Origin of the sequence: Methylotuvimicrobium buryatense 5G, from assembly GCF_000341735.1 — a bacterium.
Taxonomy (GTDB): Bacteria; Pseudomonadota; Gammaproteobacteria; order Methylococcales; family Methylomonadaceae; genus Methylotuvimicrobium; species Methylotuvimicrobium buryatense.
The window spans coordinates 1,541,132-1,560,028 of record NZ_KB455575.1 but is presented as its reverse complement, the minus strand read 5'-3'; the positions used below and the strand labels follow the sequence as shown (position 1 = coordinate 1,560,028).

Genomic DNA, 18,897 nt, shown 5'->3' with positions numbered 1-18,897 from the left:
ATAGGGATGATGAGGGGGTGAAGTATCAACGATAAACGTTGGTTTAAGCGATTTCCGGCGACAAACAAACCCAACTGAAGATATTTCGGCCCATCTACTGCAGGGCGGGAAAGGTAACAGAGCGCAATTATATCCATCGTAGATCAAAATTAGGCCCCGGGATGCCCGTCAAAGGACGCCGTTAATACGTTCATGTAAGCTCTATGCCAGCTCCACGCTGGCAAAGCCTTTGCCGAGCACCCGGGACCTCCTCAGGCACTCCCGAAGTTTAAAGCGCGAAAGGTATATGCGCTCATTTCCGGATTTTGTAGTCGAACAAATTTCCTGAGTCATTTGGGTATGTTTATTTTTGGCAATCGGTTTAATGCTCTCGCTTATCGCGACTAATTTTTAATGCGCGATCTGATCTTGATCGTTCATTTTATATTGGTAAGAAGTTCGTGAATGGCTTCCAAGGTCGATACACAGTCGTTAAGGTCTTCATGACAACGATGAACCCAAGCTTCTCCCCAATAAAAGTTGCAACTCGTTTCCGAACGAAGCAAATGCCACATCGTGGATTCCAGTAATTTCTCCAGAGCATGATTGGTATCTTGTTGTTCTAGATTCTGCCAGTGGACTTCGTGAACGATTTTGCTGATCGCATGGACACGAGCCAAGGCGTCTTTTTGAGCTTGCGAACCGGTCCATTGTTGAAAGTCGCGGCCATGATGCCAACCGGTATTCCAAGCGCCCGGGCGGATGTAGACTTCGCCATAGGTACCGTGCTCGTCCAAATAATCTTCCACAAATGCAGGTCGGATATCATCGGTGCCGCTTTGGGCTTGAGCCATGAACTCTTGATAGAACACGCCCCAGAAGTTGTTATGGGGCGAGGTGTCGCGGAACCAGCCGCCATTGTCGCCATCGGAACAGGTTGTGACTAACGGTTCGAAATTACACCAACGGGTTCTATCGTGAACCTCGCGGCTGAACCACCCGTAGTCCATCCCGGACTCTTGAGCGTTCGATAGATCTCTGTCTCTGACGATCACTACGATGCTATCGGTGCCGTTACGGGCTATGTGAGGCCGATAATGCAATTCTTCCCAGCTCATCGGTGTTAATGCTTCCACATGTTCGCTATCGACAAACACATATCGGTAGCCGAATCGTTTGAGTAGTGGAATCATCTCCATCGTGAAACCCATTTCCGGCGGCCAAAAACCTGTAAATTTCTCGCGGTTGAAGAGGTGTTTTCCTATACCCAGCCAGCGCTCCACCTGAGGCTCGCGATCGGCTATGGGTATCAGGGGCAGAACGGGGTGGTAATAAGCGGAGCCGAGTACTCTGATGATCTCTTCATTTTGGAGATACCATAGCAACGTACCGCAGTCGACTTTTCCGTATACGAGCTGCTGGAAAGAGGGGTTCGACAGAGTTTCGAGTAAAGTTCCCGATAACGAGATATGGACTTTACCCAAGCCTTGATATGGCCAAAGCGTTCTCGGAATCCGGTCAAGCGCAAAGAGAATTCTTTCCGCTTCCCAAGGTTCATGTTCCCAAAGAAACTCAAGGTTACCGGCTGGTTGGTGGAAATGTAAGGCTAGGGCATGATGGATCATAAGCGTAACCGTTAAAAAGTGGTGTGACAGTTAATTGATTTGACTAAGGAATATGCACAAAATAACTGCTACAAGTAGTAGGCTTTGCGGCGATTCGGTGACTCGCTTGACAGGACGCTGTGAATACTTCCATGTAGGCTTGACGGCGGCTTTCCCTGCCGCCGACAGCTGTCAATCGAGCCACCGATCCCCCTCCCAGAAGTTGTCGAAGTTATTTCATGCTCGTTCCTTACCTTTATTAAGACGCCATGCGACTTTATTCAATCAATCTTATCTGTACTTTAACACCGGCATTTCGTAATAAGCAACAAGCTTGACGGCCTTATGTTTAGAATAAGGCTTGGGCTCCTCATTGCGCCCTTCATTCTGAAAAATTGTTCGATGATTTTGAAAGTAGGGATGCAACTGACAGCCCTGTAAAATAAGCCCATCGTAGATGAAAATTCGGCCTCGGGGTGCCCGTCAAAGGACGCCGTAAATACGTCAATGTAAGCTCTATGCCAGCTACATTCCGGCAAAGCCTTTGCCGAGACGACCCGATGCCTCCCCTCCGGCGCTACCGAAATTTCAAGTGCGAAAGGTATAAATCAAGTCGTACGGTTTTTCAGTATGAAAGGAGTGTGATCCAATCCTAACTCTCTTTCATATTTTGTTGGACTGTTGTTAATAGCTGCAATAGACGGTCAAATTCGAAGTGATTAATTATTGCTAATAATTGCTCCGAAAGTTCGGTGTCGTCCGTGTCGACGCTCTTGACAAGTTCGAGGCATTGCTCGACATCCAGTTCGATTGCGGAAAGTTCCAACGACTTAAGCCAGTTTAAGGGTTGCTGTTTGAGCTTTTCAAGTAGATTTTCCTGAATCATTTCATCGTTTGAAGCGCTTTTAATTTCGGTTTGATCATATAAATAGCGCACATCTAAATGCTTGGCCATGCAATCGAAAATCTCCTCGTTACGATAGGGTTTGTTAACGATGTCGCAGGCTCCGGCCTTCAAAAAAGCTTGCCGATCTTCCAAATAAACCGATGCCGTGACCGCGGCGATTTTGACCTTGTCGGCTTCCGGCAAGGCTAGAATGGTTTTAGTCGCTTCGATTCCATCCATGACCGGCATGCGTCGGTCCATCCAGATAAAATCTGGATGCCACTGTTTGAATGCCTCGACGCCTTCTTGTCCGTTTGTTGCCTCCATAACGTTAAAGCCGACCGATTTCAATATTTTTTTCAACAACAAGCGATTTTCCGCTTTGTCTTCGACGATCAGTATTTTGTAGTCGGGTTGGCCGGGTTCCAGACCGATAACGCGGCTATTGATGGAGTCATGAAAGTCTTCGATCGTAGATTCGGCGACATCGCCGACCGGAATCTCGACGCGAAATAGCGAACCTTTTCCCGGCTGACTATGAACGCTAATCACGCCTTCCATGAGTTCGACATATTGCTTGGTAATGACAAGGCCTAAGCCCGTACCTTGTTGATCCGATAAAGAACCTAGCTGTACGAATGGGGCAAAAATATAGGGTATGTCTTCGGTGGCTATGCCAATCCCGGTATCTTCAACCTCGCAAACCAACATCAAACCGTCTCGGTCGGTTTGGCGGTGCGCATTGAGCCTTAAGGTGATTTCGCCCTGTTTCGTGTATTTGATTGCATTGCTCAAAAGATTGACCAGGATATGCCGAAATTTTGCGGTGTCGGCATCGATAAATCGGGGAAAGGTCGAGCATTGGTCGATACGTAGTTGCAAGCCTTTCGACTTGGCGCGCTCTTGCATCATGTCGATGATGTTGCGGATTACGGAGCCTAAATCGAAAGGTGCGTTTTCGACGATCATGCGCCCCGATTCGATTTTAGCCATGTCCAGCACCTGATTGATTAATTCCAACAGGTAAGTTCCGCTTCGGTTGATGATGTCGAGGTTTTCGCGTTGCGTGGCGGTTAGGTCGCTATCGCTTTGCATCAACCTGGAAAATCCCAATACGGCATTCATTGGCGTACGCAGTTCATGGGTCATGTTGGCTAGGAAAATGCTTTTCGCTTTATTGGCCGATTCGGCGTCATTTTTGGCTTTTTCGAAGGCAAGACTGATTTCCCGTAAGGATTGATTGGTGCGATTTAAATCCTTGGTACGTTCATCGATGCGCTGCTCTAGGGTTTCGTTCAGTTCTTTCAGAGCGATTTGCGCCTTGGCATGCTCGTGTAATTCGTGAGCCAGTTTCTTGTTGGTTTGTTGTAATTCGGCGGTAACGATATCGCGTTCCGTTTCACGCTGATGCAGATTTTGCATCATTTGCAGAATGCCGCGCGCCAATAATCCTAACTCGCCATGTAGCCTCTGGTTAAAAGTGACGTTGTAATTGCCGGCGGCAATTCGTTTGACTACGTCAAGCAACTGTAACATCGGTTTTACGACGATCAGTTCCAAAGCGAGACGAAGACAAAACACAATTAGAAAAATGAGCGTTAGACCCCTGATCGTGGTGACCAATCGAGCCTCTTGCAATTGCTCATCTAAGCGCTTTTTACTGAGATAAAGCTTTATTCGACCGATTTCGATATCATCCTGTTTCACCGAGCCTTCGCGATAAACAAAGTTGCCGTCGATCGGTTGACGATTTCCCGGAATGGCTTGCCATTCGTCATTTCGGATTCGGGCGACCCATAATTTCTCATCGCCGGATACTTGTATCGCATAGGTATCCTCGTTGAGCATGTCGATGTTGATTAATTTGTCGATCCAATGGTCGTCCATTTCCCATAATGGAATGATGAGACTTTCTTTCAAGCGCCTTATTTGCCTATCGGCCGAAATTTCCAGTTCATCATGGAGACGCTGCTTTGTCTGGATATAGTTGTAAGTTTCGTAAGGGCCGAAACCCATTACGGCAATGGTCAGCAGTAAGAGGGTGAGCCTGGACTTGATGCTTTTTAAACGGAATTTCATGCAGAGCCTTAATAGGCATACATTTGTTGGAAACGGTACAAATTGTCAAACCAACCGTCCGGCAGTTTGCTGTCAGGATAATAACGTTCGACGATTCGTTGATACTCGCCATTAGCGATAATGCTTGCTAAGCCTTTTCGATAACGTTCGGCAATACTGTCGGCGTTCGGATAATTGGCATCGATCATGATCGCGATCGGCGAAACGGTATTGGATAGCGGCATGCGGACGAAATCATCGGCAAGTTCCGGATAAAGTTGATTAATCATTTGCCGGCCTACTAAATCGATTTCAATGACCAAGTCGATACGGCCTACTTTAAGTTTTTTGAATAAGGAGGCTTGAGTATAACTGCTTTCAAAAGTGAGCCCCATTTGTTCCAAGGCTTTTCGGTCGATCAAAATGCCTTTTAAAACGCCGATCTTATAAGATTTGAGATCGTCAAAGCCTTTGACTTTCAGCGGTTTAGAGTGATGAGGGCGATAATAAAATAGCGACATTTCCGAAATCGCGATCGGGATGATCGCGGCAAACTCTTGTTGCCACATGAAAAACTCGGGGTTACCCGAGTCGTTATTGGACCGGTCTTCAATCATTCTCGACAGCGGTACGAAACGAATTTGCGTGGTTAAGCCCGCGGCGGACGACATGGCTTGCAGTAACTCGCTGCCCATGCCTCCTTCGGGGGTGAATCGACACCAATAGGGGACGCTTTCATTCGCATCGATGACGACGAAATCGGTATCGGCACGCGCGATCGGGATGCCTAGCCAAAGCGATAACAAAAACCAACGCATCGACAATCTACTTGAGAGGTAAGACGGACGTGCTTACGGCTTTATTTTCGCCGAATGCCTGTTCGAGTATTTTTTGGTAAGTTCCGTCGGCGATGATGGCATCGAGGCCTTGTCTGAATTGCTTTGCCAAGGATTCGCCTTCCGGGTGCTTTTTATTGAAAATAATGGATAAGTTGCGCTCTCCCGCAGCGGGTTCCAGCTTGATAAAACGCGGCTTTTCGGTCGATAAGTTTTTATCGAGAAACCAATCGACGGTCAATTCCGTATCGCCGATGAAATCGACCGAACCGGATTTCAACCTTTCCAATAGGTTGAGTGTGTTGCCTGTTATCGTTTTAATACCGGCTTGCCGGTAAGCGCTGACATCTTCCTCCGGGTTCGCGCCATAGACGCGTCCGGCCAGAGCTTTAAGGTCGCCCGACCACGGAAATCCTTCGGATTGATTGGGGCGGTAAATAAAATAATGATCCTGTAAGCGCAATAGCGGAATGAAAATCAGTGATTTTTGTTGGTCTTCAGTAAAGCTAAGCGGAGAGCCGACCAAGGCCAACGCGTTTTCTTGAAACATGTAATATTTCAGCATGCGCGATAAAGGGAGGGTATTGATCGGAGCTTGGATATTTTGTCTTTCCATGATCGTGTTGACGAGTTCGAGCGCTACTCCGCCCCCGCTAAGCTGGGTCGTGATCAAGGGCGGGCCGTCAAGCGCGTAAATGACATTGGCGCTGTCGGTGAACATGTCGAGTTTGATGCGAGGTCCCGTCGCTGAGGAGTTGGCGGAAAACAATAAGATTGCGATTAACGCAATGCTCAATCGAAACGGATTTTTAGTGAATTTCATGTCAGTCCTTCGTTTAATCGATAATGGCCGAGTTGGTCAACACCAGCAAGGTATCCCACAATCCGAAATGCAAGTTGAACGGCGAGGTTTGCGACAGGAATATTGTAATGGTTTCTTCTTTCGGGTTAATGCTAAAGCGGGTCGAGTAGATGCCCGCCCATTCGAATACGCCCGGATCGCCGGAATCGACATCATGTTCGCGGTCTTGCTGAATGGCGAAGCCTAAGCCGAATTTCCAGCCCGGCCCGTGTAAGAAGTCCGCATCGAAATGGCCGATATGGTTGGTAGCGGTCATCAACTCCACCGTTTTACGGCTCAACAGGCGCACGCCGTCCAGTTCGCCCTTGTTGAGCAGCATTTGCGCGAAACGGTAATAGTCATGTGCCGTGGACAATACATTGGCGCCGCCGGTAAGGTATTTTCCGGATAAGGCCAGTGCATCGGATGGACATAGGGCTAGATCGCCGTCAAGCATCTTGTCGGGGGCGGGAGCCAAGGAGCCTTGCCAATCGCTTTTCCAAACGGAAGCCAGGCGGTGCATTTTTTCCTTGGGCAAATAAAAATGACTGTCGTGCATTTTTAGCGGATCGAAAATGCGTTGTTGCATGAATCGGTCGAACGGCATGCCGGATACGACTTCCACCAGATAACCCAACACGTCGCTGGCGAGACTGTATTCCCAAAGTTCGCCCGGATGCTGATAAAGCGGCAAGCGCGCAAGCCGTTTGACCATGTCGCCAATCGTTTCGTTCGGCCGGCAAAAACCGTCGGTAATCCCCGCTTCTTTGTAGAAATCGACCACTAACTGCCGGTTTCGTTCATGATAATAGTTATTAGGAAACAGATATAGCAAGCCGGAAGTATGGCTGAGGAGATCGCGAATGGTTATTTCCCGTTTTGCAGGCACCAGTTTGTATTCGGATGCCGAGCCGGGCGGTTGCATTTCCAATACCTTGGGATCTTTGAACTCGGGGATGTATTTAGAAACGGGATCGGACAGCAATAGCTTGCCTTCTTCGTACAACAACATCGTCGCCACGCTAGTCAACGGTTTGGTCATCGACACCACTCTAAAAATAGTGTCTTTTTGCATGGCCTGGTCGGTGCCGGCTTGTCCCGCTTCGCGAAAATAGGCGATCTCGCCTTTACGCGCGACGAGTACGACGGCGCCGGCGATCTTTTTCTCGTCGATATGCCGGTCGATTAAACGGCTGATATGCTGTAATCGCGGCGAAGATAGACCGACAGATTCGGGAGGAACGGGGAGTGCGATTTCTTTAGCGAAAGCCGGAGTTTGCGTTAGGAGTAGGGCAATCAATAGTCTTAATGCTGAAAGCATGAGGTTTCTCTTGTGTTTTTGTGCGTTCAGAGTATGGAGTGTCGGTGCCGAAGTGTGAAGTGCGAAAGGCATGCTTCGGCCTCAAACGATGGTCGCGTCGAATCGATCTAATTGTTTAAAAAATTCTATCTTGGCCAAGAACTGATCGAGATTTTCCATAAACAAATCGATTAGTACCGGGTCGAAGTGTTTGCCTCTTTGTTCATTAAAAAAATCCAGTATGTCGTCTATTGCCCAAGCCGGTTTATAGCAGCGCTCGTGGCCAAGGGCATCCAAGACATCGGCGATCGCGGTGATGCGGCCTGCGATATGAATATTTTCGCCTTGTAAGCCCAGGGGGTAGCCGCTGCCATCCCATTTCTCATGATGTTGCTGCGCGATGATTGCCGCCATGCGCAATAGCGGTCGATTAGAAACCGATAACATTTGAAAGCCCAATTCGCTATGGGTTTTCATGATCTTCCATTCTTCGGCAGTCAGTTTGCCGGGTTTGTTTAGAATATGATCCGGAATCGCCACCTTGCCGATGTCGTGCATCGGCGAGGCGTGTTTGATCAATTCCGCTTCTTCGTAGCCGCGCAGTTGCGCGAGCAAATAGCTGAACTCGGCCACGCGCCTGACATGCAGGCCCGTTTCGTGAGAGCGCGTTTCGCAAATTTCGCCCAGCGTTAAAATGACTTCGCGCTGCGTGTCGATAATTTCCCGGTTGAGTTGTTGAATCCTTCGCACGCCATTCTCGATCTTTCGTTCCATCTGATTTTGCAGTTCTTTCAACTGCAAATGCGTGGAAACGCGCGCTTTGACCTCTTCGAACTGGAAGGGCTTACTAATATAGTCCAGTCCACCGACACTGAAGGCTTTGAGTTTATCGGTGACGTCGGTTAGGGCGCTGATGAATAGTACCGGAATATTGCGTGTGGACGGGTCGGACTTCAAGCGTGCGCAAACTTCAAAGCCGTTCATGCCGGGCATTTTAATGTCCAAAAGGATCAAGTCGGGGGCCCTGCTAGCAATGGCCGCCAAAGCCATTTCACCATTTGCGGCAGGTCTGACTTTATAGCCTTCTTCCTTAAGAATACTGGCCAATAAGTGGAGGTTGGCGGGGGTATCGTCAACAATTAATATATCTACGTTCTTCACGTCCATGATAAATCACCTTGAACCTTAATTTGTTAAGGGAGCGTCGAGCCATGCAAATAATCCTAATGCAAGCAGGGGAGGCCGTTTGTCTATTTTGCAAGAAGTTTTAATTTATAGTAATTATTCAGCATAAGTCATGTATGAGAAGGTGTCAGGCATTGATTTATAAGGCTGTCTGCAACAGGACGTTGCAGTCAGAGCTTACAGGGATGTATTCACGCGTCCTTAGAAATCAATGCCTGACACCAACCTACCGCATGCGCTGAATAGTTACAATTTATATTGCATTATTCTAACAAACAAGCAGCAGTCTAGTGGTTTAAAATAAATGCGATCGAGTGCTCACCACTTCGTAAATCATCGCGATTGAAACGAAGAGGAAGATGAACCGGAGTGACAAAATAATTCTATTGGACATCATGTGTTGCCTCGACAGTAGGCGCGGAAAATCATGCCGTCTTCGGTTGAAGCGGACGGAGCAAAGACTCCGTCCGGCTAGGGAGCTAGGCCATAAGCGCCAACTTAAGGAAGGAACGCGTCATTCCGCCAGGGATTGGCGGAATCCAGGGCCAAGGATGGCAATGCGTAGCACCGCATCCATGCAACATGGATATCGACAACCCATACCAATATGACGAATAAAGCCATAAACGCACCATAGAATAGGCACTAAGTTGGCGCTTATGGGGAGTTAGGCCCCCGCTTTTTTTAAGCGCTCAACGCTTTCAAAACCGCCTGCAGCGTGTCGTTCGCATCGCCGAACAGCATGCGGGTGTTTTCCATCACGAACAAGGGATTGCCGACGCCGGCGTAGCCCGAGGCCATGCTGCGCTTCATCGCGATCGTCGTTTGACCCTTCCAGACTTCAAGAACCGGCATGCCGGCGATCGGACTGTTCGGATCGTCGAGCGCCGACGGATTGACGATATCGTTTGCGCCGATCACCAGCGTGACATCGATATGGGGAAAGTCTTCGTTGATTTCCTCCATTTCAAAAACGATGTCGTAAGGGACCTTGGCTTCGGCCAGCAGTACATTCATGTGGCCGGGCATGCGTCCCGCGACAGGGTGAATACCGAAGCGCACATTCTTACCCTTGTGGCGGAGCAGTTTTGTGATTTCAAACACGGTATGCTGCGCCTGTGCGACTGCCATGCCGTAGCCTGGAACGATCACGATGTGTCCTGCCGACATCAGCAATTGCGCGGTTTCTTCCGGCGTGATCGGATTGACGTCGCCGACGATTTCAGCCGCCGCGCCGCTGCTACCGGTACCGAAACCGCCGGCAATCACGCTGAGAAAATGCCGGTTCATCGCACGGCACATGATGTAGCTCAAGATCGCGCCGCTGCTACCGACCAACGCGCCGGTAACGATCAATAAATCGTTACTAAGCATGAAACCGGTCGCGGCTGCGGCCCATCCGGAATAACTGTTCAGCATCGAAACAACGACCGGCATATCCGCGCCGCCGATCGCCATGACCATGTGTACACCGAAGGCCAGCGCGATAACCGTCATCAACAGTAACGGAAGCATGCCGCCGCCGGTTTCGGCTTGCGCGAGAAACCATTTGCCGAACAAAATAGCCAAGATCAGCAGACTAAGATTAAGCCAGTGCCGGGCGGGCAATATTAGCGGTTTACCGTCGATACGGCCGCTAAGCTTTCCGAATGCGATCACCGAACCGGAAAACGTAATCGCGCCGATCAGCACGCCGACATAAATTTCGATTTCATGTATCGTTTTTTCGACTCCGAAAAGGGAAGTGCCTTCCTCGATAAAATTCGCGTAGCCGACCAGAACCGCCGCTAGCCCGACCAGGCTATGCATGATCGCAACCAATTCCGGCATTTGCGTCATTTCGACTTTCAGAGCGGCTTTGACGCCGATAGTACCGCCGATTAGCAAGGCAATGATCAGCGTGACATAGGCCGTGACCGAATCGCTCAGCACCGTGGCCAAGATCGCGATGGTCATGCCGGCCATGCCGTAATAATTGCCGCGACGGGCGGTTTCTTGATTGCTGAGTCCGCTCAGGCTCAAGATAAACAGAACGGCCGCCGCGATGTAAGACATTGAAACTAGACTTTGAGACATGGGACCTTCCTATTTCCTGAACATTTCTAACATACGGCGCGTTACGACAAAGCCGCCGACGATATTGATCGACGCGACCAACACGGCGAGACCCGCCAATAACGTCATCAAAAAGCCCGGCGCCGAGACTTGGATCAACGCGCCTATCACGATGATGCCGCTAATCGCATTGGTAACGCTCATCAACGGCGTATGCAGCGACGGCGAGACATTCCAGATCACTTGATAACCGATGAAGCAGGCCAGCACGAACACGGTGAAATGCGACATGAACGATTCCGGTGCGACCGATCCGACACTGAACAGCGCCAGGCCTCCGAGAATCAGCGGTAGCAGTTGTTTAACCGGTTGCGGTATCGGCAATCCTGAAGGCTTCTCGATGACGGCCGGGACTTTGGTATCGTCCGTTGTTTTCGGCACGACAGACAATGTCGGCGGAGGCGGCGGCCAGGTAATCTTGCCTTCCTTGATGACCGTGGCGCCGCGTATCGCTTCATCTTCCATGTCGATATTGAGTTGTCCGTTTTTTTCCGGGCAAAGGTCGGTCAACAAATGTCTTAAATTGGTAGAATAGAGTTGGCTGGATTGATTGGCCAAGCGACTGGGCAGATTGCTGTAGCCGATGATCGTGACGTTGTGTTCGACAACGACCTTGTCTTTTTGCGTGAGTTCGCAGTTGCCGCCTTGCTCCGAGGCTAAATCGACGACGATGCTGCCGGATTTCATCGACTCGACCATTGCCTTGGTAATCAACTTAGGTGCCGGTTTTCCGGGAATCAAAGCGGTCGTGATGATGATGTCGACATCCTTGGCTTGTTGCGCGAACAAGGCCATTTCGGCTTCAATGAATTCCTTGGACATGGTTTTGGCATAGCCGCCGGTGCCGGAGCCTTCTTCCTCGAAATCCAGCATCAAGAATTCGGCGTCCATGCTTTCGATTTGCTCTTTCACTTCGGGGCGGGTATCGAAAGCCCGGACGATCGCACCAAGCGATTTTGCGGCACCGATCGCGGCAAGCCCTGCAACGCCGGCGCCGATGACCAAGACTTTGGCGGGTGGAATTTTACCGGCCGCGGTGATTTGGCCGGTAAAGAAGCGGCCGAAATGTTGAGCCGCCTCGATCACTGCGCGGTAGCCGGCAATGTTGGCCATCGAACTGAGCGCATCCATTTTTTGCGCGCGAGATATTCGGGGAATGCTGTCCATCGCCAGTACCGTGGCATTTTTCGCGGCCAGCTTCTGCATTAATTGTTCATTTTGTGCAGGCCAAATAAAACTGATTAAATGACCGCCGTCCTTGAGCAATTCGGCTTCGTCTTTTTTGAGTTTCGGATGTTTTTGCGGCGGACGTACCTTCATGACCAGATCGCAGTCCTCCCAAATTTTTTCGGGACTATCGACAATCTCGACACCGACTTTTCGATAGGCGTCATCGGAAATATCGGCACCGAGACCCGCGCCGGATTCGACCGCGACCGAAAAGCCGAGCTTTATGATTTTTTCGGCGGCCTCGGGCGTCGTCGCGACGCGCTTTTCACCTTCGTGTACTTCTTTAGGGATACCAATTTTCATAGTGCTTCCTTTTTGTTTTTGTTTAAGCACATCGTCCCGGTATGAGGGCTACTGACCGATTAGACCTGTGGGCTTATAGGGCAATATCGTTGTTGATGTGCCGTGAATCGAGTCGAGCGTTATGAAATGCGGACTTATACCTTTCGCACTTGAAATTTCGACATTGCCTAAAGAGGCGCGGGGGTGTCCGGCAAAGGCTTTGCCAGCATGGAGCCGGTATAGAGAGCCTACAGGGACGTATTCACGGCGTCCTTTGACGGAGACACCCCGGTGCCGAATTTTGATCTACGATGGGTATAATTCAAACTCCGCTTGCGGAGCATAGGCAATTCGCCAGTGCATTTCAATAGCTATCGACAATAAGTGCGAGAAAGAAAAATCGAATCCTAGGAAAAAGGAGTTTTGGCTAAGGAAATTCGTCGCTGGGGTAAAACGAAGCACCTTCGATATCGTTTTATACCCTTTGCTGGTCAAATTTCGGCCCAGGGGGCTCCGTCAAAGGACGCCGTGAATACGTCCCTGCTGTCAAAGCCTTTGCCGCACACCCTGGCGCCTCCTCAAGCACTGCCGAAATTTGAAGTGCGAAAGGTATAAATCGGAAAAAAGAGGGCTGCCTCCAGGCAGCCCTAAAGTGGGGGTCAATCGAAAATTGACTATCTGTTACTACGATATTTTAGTTTAAAGCCTAAAATCAAAATAAAGATAGCGGTTATAATTGTTTCAGACGCTACAGTTTATAACTGCGATTTTGTCCGCAGAATAGAGTATTCACTAGTTATTTATAAGTTTTAGCTAAAATTGAAACGCGGCGAATTCAACCCATAAATGCATCGCCCCGGCGGATTACTCGGGTCCTGGTTGCATGGATGTGAAGCTACGCAGTGCCATTCTTGGCACTGGGGGCTGGATTCCGACAATCCCTGGCGGAAGACGCATTATTTTCTTACTCCCTCCATACTCAAAAAATGGCTAACTTTATGAAAGTATGGGGTGTGACTAGCGAGGACCGCCTTGAACCCAGCACCGTAGGTACGCATCGCGCATCTTTCCACGGCGCCGAACCCAACAAGATGTCCCGGCCCAGTTGCGCAATGCTCACCCTGCACTTGGCACTTTATAGTCTAAGATCACCGACAAAAGACTAACAATAGCCCCCATAAGCGCCAACTTAGTGCCTGCTCTATGGTGCATATGCGGCATTATTCGTCATCTCGGCATGGATTGCCGATATTCAGGTTACATTGATGTGAAGCTACGCTTTGCCGTCCCTTTGCGGGACGGGTTATTTAACCCGTCCCCAACGTTTCGGTTTGCCCTAAACATTTCGGCTAACTTCGGCCAAAGTCAAAACGTTTAGGACAGGGTTGCAAACCCCGTCCTGCTAGGGATATGCCGGTTTTTGGGCTTTAGCTGAAGAAACTTGCTAATCAGGTAGCTTTTTGCATGACCATGGCAACGGCGGCGGCTCGCGTGACAACGCCGAGTTTTTCGAAGATATGCTCCAAATGCTTGTTCACGGTGCGTGGGCTACTGCCGAGGATGATGCCGATTTCTTTGTTGGTTTTGCCGCGGGAAATCCACATCAGTATTTCCGCTTCTCTTAATGTAAGACCCAAGGAGTCTTTCAGCGACTCAAGATTCCAATCTCGTGAGCCTGCGCGTTGTTGCAAAAGCAGTAGGAATTCATGGGAGTCCGCGCTTCGAGAGAGTTTGATCGATAAGTTGCCGAGTATGTGATCTATTTCCGAAGGTAATTCCCGACCTATATGGTTAGCCTGAATTTGTTCTCGGAGCCATCCCGAAATCGGTTGCGGAGGGAGTGCGCCGATTTCTACTTTCCGGCTTGAATCAAGTTTTTCGGTTAATTGGCTCAACAATGTTTCCGCGCATGGTGTCAGCCAAGTAATCCGTCCGGACCTATCCACAGTTAAAGCGGCGAACGGGGCATGTTTCAACGCGGTTTTGGCGCGGCTGATTGTTCTGGCTTGGGTCAGATGAACATCGACTCGTGCCAAAACTTCGGTCGGTTTGATCGGTTTGACAATATAGTCCAGGCCGCCTTCGTCGAAGCCCCTTAATAGATTATCCAGCTCGCCCAGTCCGGTCATGAACAAAATAGGAATGTCGGTTGTGGCCGGATTGCTCTTTATTTTTCGACAGGTTTCGAAACCGTCGATTCCCGGCATGACGACATCGAGCAAAATAATATCGGGGTGCAAAAAACCGATTTGCTCGAGTGCGGAATGCCCGTCGATGGCGACCAACACCCGGTACCCGGCTTCCGAGAGCGTGTCGGATAAAAACGCCAAATTACCGGGCGTATCGTCGATGATCAATACTGTGCCCTTATTAACGGAATGATTTGCCGCAGTCATAATTTAAAATTGTTTCCAAGCCATTTTGGTAAATGTTAAATGCAGGCCCATAAACCTAAAAAAGCGTTTCACCATGAATATACCTATCGCACTTCAAATTTCGGCATTAGCGTATGGAGGCGTCGGGGTGTTCGTCAAAGGCTTTGGCAGCATGGATGCTGTCATGGAGCCTACATGGACGTATTCACGGCGTCCTTTGACGGGCATCCCGACGCCGAAATTTGACTGGCAAAGGGTATAACATGAAGAATATGAATTTAATTCAATAACTTGCTATGAATTTGTATGGATCATTCACTCGCCCAAGGTAAATATTCAGTCCCCGAGCAACTATCGTTCCCACGCTCTGCGTGGGAACGATAGGGGGGATGTGAATAATTACCACTCAAGATGTTAGCGAGAACGCTTAGGTAATATATTGAAATTCTATAGGAACTTCATGTGCTTCATGGTCAAATTGCTGAATTTAGGATAAAGGCTGAATATTCATAATCGCAAGTTCAAATCTTATCGATCGAATCGGTCTTCACTCGCGTAATTTCAACATCATTACTCGATAACAGCAGTTTTTTGATTTCCCCGATTTTAAATTCGTAGGCCAATTTTTTTATTTTGGCGACGAATAGCGCGTATTCCGAAGCTAAAAGGTCTAATCGAGTCTTCAATCCGGTTAAATCGCCGATTCGAACGAATCCGGCGAGTTCGTCGATTACTTGTTGCGGGGGGAATACGATCGCATTATTTGCCGACTGATTCAAAACAAGCGTGTCATCATGCTGGTGAATCCATTCCAGCGAGAGATGCAGTCCAAGTTTGTATAATAATTCGCGAATTTTTACCGGCTTCGAGAGAAAATCGTTGCAACCGGCGTTGATAGCGGCGACTCGGTCCGTCAAATAGGCGTTAGCACTCAGTACAACGATGGGGTGTTTATAGCCTTTCTCGCGTAGCACAGTAGCGGTTGCTAAACCGTCGATATCCGGCATCGAAAGATCGAGCAGAATGAGGTCGGGAGGATTGTCCGAAACGATGTCGATACAAACTCCACCGGATTCGGCTTCATCCATGACGAAACCGAGGGGTTCCAGAATCGAGACGATTAAATCGCGATGTTCAGCCTGATCGTCGACGACGAGCAAGCGTTTGCGGCGTCCTGAGTAGCCTTGGACGTCATTATCTCTGACGGCTTCCGGCGTCGCGCCTTGATTCGGTAAAAACAGGCGTACCGTGAATGCAGAGCCCCGACCGGGTTCGCTCGTAACCGACAGTTCTCCTCCCATGATTTCGGCGAAAATTTTGCTGATCGTAAGCCCGAGTCCGCTGCCTGAAACGGCATTTCCGCTACTGTCGTGTATCCGTGTGAAGGGTTGGAAGATGTTTTGCAAATGTTTCGGCTCGATGCCTTTGCCGGTGTCGATGACTTGAAAGTTGGCGACCTCGCCGCTGTAACCGATGCGGAAGATGATACCTCCCGTTTCTGTGAACTTGACGGCGTTACTCAGCAAATTAATCAGAATTTGTCCGACCCGTTTTTCATCGCCGCGAATTCGCTGGGGCAGGGAATGGGTGAACTGGCAGCAAAACGATAAACCTTTCGATTCGGCCTGGGGTTTGTAGACCCGCACTAAATGATCGATAAAAGCCGGAAAATGAAACGGCGCCGATTTAATTTCGAATTTACGCGCCTCGATACTCGCAATATCGAGGATATCTTCGACTAGCGATGACAAATGTTCGCCGCTCCGTTTTAATGTTTCGACCGCTTGGCGGCGGCGTTCAGGTATTTCCGTGTCTTTATGAAGAATATAAGCGTAACCGATGATGCTATTGAGGGGTGTTCTGATTTCATGGCTCATGTTACTCAAAAAACGGCTTTTTGCGCTATTGGCAGCGTCGGCCATTTTTAAGGCTTGGGCTAGTTTCACGTCGGTCTTTTTGTGTTCCTCGATTTCCATCAACAATAATTGCGTTTGTTTAGCCGTTTCTTCATGGGCGACGCGGCGGCTCTCATCGTTCAAAATCAGCCACCAGGTACACAAACCGATAAATACCAACAACGATGCATAAATCTTGACGAAATTTTCCAATAACAGTCGAAAAGCAGGTGGATAAGGTTGGGCGGTCAACAAATCCTGATAATAAATGATGCCGATAAAAATACTGGTAAGTACCGTCAGAAACAAAAACAGCAGGCCAAAGCGCAGTAATCGCAAACGAGCCTGTAGCGATAGCGTTTTCGGCAGAAAGCGCCGGGCCACTATTTCCAAATAATCGTCGAGTCGTGCTCCGGGTTTGCAAGCATCCAGACATCGCGCTTCGAGCGTGCAACACAACGAACAAATACTGCCTTGATAGGCTGGACAATAGGCGATGTCTTCCTGCTCGAATGCGTTGCCGCAAATGCTGCAGTGTTGATGAGACGCCTTGTTGTTTTCGTCCCGGTCGCGAGCCAGATAATGTTTAGGCCCGGAAACGACTGCGATGAGAGGAACAAGAATAAAGGCTAGGCCAAGCGAAATAAACGCCGAGAAAGCACGCGGATAATCGCCGAAGGCGCCAAGGTAGGCCAGTATCGAAACGATCGACGCGCATAAGGTTGCGATAATGCCGACCGGATTGAGGTCGGGTAGGTAGGCGCGCTTGAATTCGACGATTTTGGGGCTGAGGCCCAACGGCTTATTGATCATCAATTCGGCGGCAACCGCGCTGATCCAAGCGATCGAGATATTGGAAAACAAACCCAACACTTTTTCCAAAGCGCCGAAAACGCCGAACTCCATCAACAATAACGCGATCGAGACATTGAATACTAACCAAACGACGCGTCCGGGATGACTGTGCGTCACTCGCGAAAAAAAATTCGACCAGGCGAGTGAGCCGGCATAGGCGTTGGTTACGTTGATTTTTATCTGGCAGATGACGACGAACAGCGTCGTGACGGCGAGCGCAATCGCAGGATTGCCGAACAGATCGTTATAAGCGATCAAATACATTTGCGTCGGTTCGTGTGCGTGCTCCGCTGCGATGCCGTTACGCAGTGCGAGATGTGCGAGCAAAGCCCCGCCTAACTGTCTGAGCATGCCGAATAATACCCAGCCGGGACCGGCGGCAATGGTACCGAACCACCAACGAAAGCGGTTCTGTCGAGTTTTTTCGGGCATGAAACGCAAAAAGTCGACTTGTTCGCCGATTTGAGCGACCATCGAAAAAGCCACCGTCGCAGCGCTGCCGAACAATAGCCAGTCGAAATCGCGTCCGCTGCCGGCGATCCAAAAATAGGTTTTGAGTGTCAGTAGCGCTTCGGGTTCGTGCCGGTAAACGGCGATATAAGGCGCGATCAACAAAATCAGCCAGATCGGCTGAGTCCATAGTTGCAGCCGGCTGATCGTCGTGATTCCGAATGCGACCAACGGTATTACGATCACCGCGCTGATGACATGGGCCAATGCGATCGGGATTTGAAAATAGAGTTCGAGTGCGAGCGACATGATCGACGCTTCGAGTGCAAAAAGCGTGAAGGTAAACGAGGCATAAATCAACGAGGTAACGGTCGAGCCGATATAGCCGAAACCGGCGCTACGAGTCAGTAAATCGATGTCGATGTTATACCGGGCGGCATAATAACTTATGGGAAAACCGGTGATGAAGATGACTAGGCCAACCACTAAAATGGCCCAGAACGCGTTGGTAAATCCGTAATTGATAGACAGAAAACCGCCGATGGCTTCCAAAACCAGAAACGAAGTCGATCCGAAGGCCGTATTGGCCACTTGGAACTCGGACCATTTGCGAAAACTGCGCGGCGCAAAACGAAGTGCATAATCTTCTAGAGATTCGTTAGCGACCCAAGCGTTATAGTCGCGGCGAATTTTCGAGATGTTCTGATGAATCGGGGCGCTCATTGATAATCAGGCATGAGGTTTCGGCTTTGAAAGCAAGTCATTGAACAATGAATAATTAAGGCAATTTATATGCCGTAATTGTAATAAACTGTTTTCAAGGCGCCCGGCACCCGTTCGGTGCGCATGTGTCAAATAACGGCGGTGGCGTGTATTGATATGGTGCGAATGACGAAAAAACGCACATTCTTAGTGCTACGGAAGAGGGCGGTGGGCGGAGTGCGGTTTTTCTATGCCTCGTGCATATCGAATATCGTGATCATGCGACTCTCCCGAAAGGGAGAGT

Annotated in this window: 10 protein-coding genes; all 10 read right to left on the bottom strand. The window is 49.4% G+C overall.

Annotated elements, in window-relative coordinates; genetic code table 11:
- Window positions 1–416: 416 nt before the first annotated feature.
- The 10 genes from METBU_RS23505 to METBU_RS0106860 all read right to left on the bottom strand — a co-directional run bounded on the left by METBU_RS23505 (window position 417) and on the right by METBU_RS0106860 (window position 18,614).
- Entirely contained in the window at window positions 417–1,604 is a 1,188-nt protein-coding gene (locus METBU_RS23505) for a polysaccharide deacetylase family protein (RefSeq protein ID WP_017839917.1), read from the bottom strand.
- Between the two features lie 631 nt (window positions 1,605–2,235).
- Window positions 2,236–4,548, bottom strand: coding sequence for an ATP-binding response regulator (locus METBU_RS0106900; protein WP_017839916.1), 2,313 nt, complete (start codon window positions 4,546–4,548; stop codon window positions 2,236–2,238).
- 8 nt (window positions 4,549–4,556) lie between these two features.
- Window positions 4,557–5,345, bottom strand: a complete 789-nt coding sequence (locus METBU_RS0106895; protein WP_017839915.1) for a substrate-binding periplasmic protein — start codon at window positions 5,343–5,345, stop codon at window positions 4,557–4,559.
- A 7-nt stretch (window positions 5,346–5,352) separates the two neighbouring features.
- The gene (locus METBU_RS0106890) at window positions 5,353–6,186 is read right to left on the bottom strand and encodes a substrate-binding periplasmic protein (RefSeq protein ID WP_017839914.1); all 834 of its coding nucleotides are present in this window, start codon (window positions 6,184–6,186) and stop codon (window positions 5,353–5,355) included.
- A gap of 13 nt (window positions 6,187–6,199) precedes the next feature.
- A complete protein-coding gene (locus METBU_RS0106885; protein WP_014149094.1) occupies window positions 6,200–7,525 on the bottom strand; it encodes a serine hydrolase domain-containing protein in 1,326 nt (441 codons plus the stop codon).
- A gap of 81 nt (window positions 7,526–7,606) precedes the next feature.
- The gene (locus METBU_RS0106880; protein WP_017839913.1) at window positions 7,607–8,671 is read right to left on the bottom strand and encodes a response regulator; all 1,065 of its coding nucleotides are present in this window, start codon (window positions 8,669–8,671) and stop codon (window positions 7,607–7,609) included.
- Window positions 8,672–9,373: 702 nt separating this feature from the next.
- Window positions 9,374–10,765 carry a Re/Si-specific NAD(P)(+) transhydrogenase subunit beta gene (gene pntB / locus METBU_RS0106875; RefSeq protein WP_026130081.1) on the bottom strand — a complete coding sequence of 464 codons (1,392 nt, stop codon included), beginning with the start codon at window positions 10,763–10,765 and terminating at the stop codon, window positions 9,374–9,376.
- A gap of 9 nt (window positions 10,766–10,774) precedes the next feature.
- A complete protein-coding gene (locus tag METBU_RS0106870; RefSeq protein ID WP_017839912.1) occupies window positions 10,775–12,337 on the bottom strand; it encodes a Re/Si-specific NAD(P)(+) transhydrogenase subunit alpha in 1,563 nt (520 codons plus the stop codon).
- Window positions 12,338–13,764: 1,427 nt separating this feature from the next.
- The gene (locus METBU_RS0106865) at window positions 13,765–14,712 is read right to left on the bottom strand and encodes a response regulator transcription factor (protein WP_017839911.1); all 948 of its coding nucleotides are present in this window, start codon (window positions 14,710–14,712) and stop codon (window positions 13,765–13,767) included.
- A gap of 500 nt (window positions 14,713–15,212) precedes the next feature.
- Window positions 15,213–18,614, bottom strand: coding sequence for a hybrid sensor histidine kinase/response regulator (locus tag METBU_RS0106860; protein WP_017839910.1), 3,402 nt, complete (start codon window positions 18,612–18,614; stop codon window positions 15,213–15,215).
- Window positions 18,615–18,897 lie beyond the last annotated feature (283 nt).